The sequence below is a fragment of the Streptomyces sp. NPDC003011 genome (genome assembly GCF_053591515.1).
Map to the genome: position 1 here is coordinate 1 of NZ_JBSFTY010000199.1, position 1,273 is coordinate 1,273.

Consider the following 1,273-nt stretch of genomic DNA (forward strand, 5'->3'; position numbering starts at 1 on the left):
CGGGGGGCGGCGCGGCCGGCATGAGCGGGGCGCCGGCGGGCGCGGCGGCCGGCGGGTAGCCGTACCCGCCGGGAGCGCCCGGAGCCGCGGGACCCTGCCGTCCGGCCGGGGCCGCCGGCGTGGCGGCCTGCTGATCGGTGGAGGAGGCGAGCGTACGGCTGCGCACCCGGTACAGGCCGGTGTCGAGGTCTTCCGCCTTCTCCAGGTGGACCTTGATGGGGCCCATGAAGGTGTAACGCTGCTGCTTGGCGTAGTCGCGCACCATGCCGGCGAGTTCGTCGCCGAGCTGGCCGGAGTAGGGGCTGAGCCGCTCGAAGTCCGGCGTGCTCAGCTCCACGATGAAGTCGTTGGGGACGACGGTCCGGTCGCGGTTCCAGATGGTGGCGTTGTTGTCGCACTCGCGCTGGAGCGCTCCCGCGATCTCCACGGGCTGCACCTCGGACTTGAACACCTTGGCGAAGGTGCCGTTGACCAGACCTTCGAGACGCTGCTCGAATTTCTTCAGGACTCCCATGGGGCACCTCCTCCGTAGCTGTTGCCGTCCTGCGTCCCGCTGAGCGGGCGTTTCCGTGCTCGGTACCGCTGGTACTGCTCGTGCTGCTCGTACTGCTTACTGATCGTATCCACGCGCCGGTGAATCGGCTGGTTCCCCCTGTCGGCCCGGTCGACGGGTGTCGACGGGGTCGACGCCTGTCGAGGTTCCCTGTGGAGCTCCCCTTCGAACTCTTCTCGGACATAGTCCTGGCAAGGATCGTAGAGGGGGCCGCAGACCAGTGTCCCGCACCGGGCTGTGGACCTGGACCGGCTCCGGGGGAGACGGACGGGACCGGTACGAGGTTGATACCTGAACGGACACCGGTTTGAGGGACCGGTACCCGTTCCTACGGGCCCGCAGGCTCGCCCGGTCCGACGGGTTCGGCGGCCGGGCGGAGACTGCGCTGGTCGGCGGCTGCCCGGTCGGAACGGATGTGAATCCACCCCGCGCTGCGTGCTAATGTTCTGCGTGTCGGAAGGCGCCGCCCCCCAGGGGGAACAGCCCGATGACACACCCAATGCGCGGGTGGCGGAATAGGCAGACGCGCTGGATTCAGGTTCCAGTGCCCGAAAGGGCGTGGGGGTTCAACTCCCCCCTCGCGCACAGCGGAGCACCGACGAAAGTGCTCTGGTTGCACGACGGAGCGGGCGGCATCGTGATCACGATGCCGCCCTCGTGTGGGCCGTGCGACTGGGCATGAAGGTCATGGACGAGGAACTGCCGCATCCCCGTCCGGAC

Annotated in this window: 2 protein-coding genes and 1 tRNA gene; 1 reads left to right on the forward strand and 2 read right to left on the reverse strand. The window is 68.9% G+C overall.

The window, feature by feature from the left end; translation table 11 throughout:
• Positions 1–514: DUF3662 domain-containing protein (locus ACWD0J_RS41285; RefSeq protein ID WP_451501007.1), on the reverse strand; the 514-nt coding region annotated here is incomplete at its 3' end.
• Positions 502–627, reverse strand: coding sequence for a hypothetical protein (locus ACWD0J_RS41290; protein WP_451501008.1), 126 nt, complete (start codon positions 625–627; stop codon positions 502–504). The genes ACWD0J_RS41285 and ACWD0J_RS41290, both read right to left, overlap by 13 nt.
• A gap of 427 nt (positions 628–1,054) precedes the next feature.
• On the opposite strand from ACWD0J_RS41290, the gene ACWD0J_RS41295 reads away from it, so the two are divergent.
• A tRNA-Leu gene (locus ACWD0J_RS41295) sits at positions 1,055–1,138 on the forward strand.
• Positions 1,139–1,273: the final 135 nt, after the last annotated feature.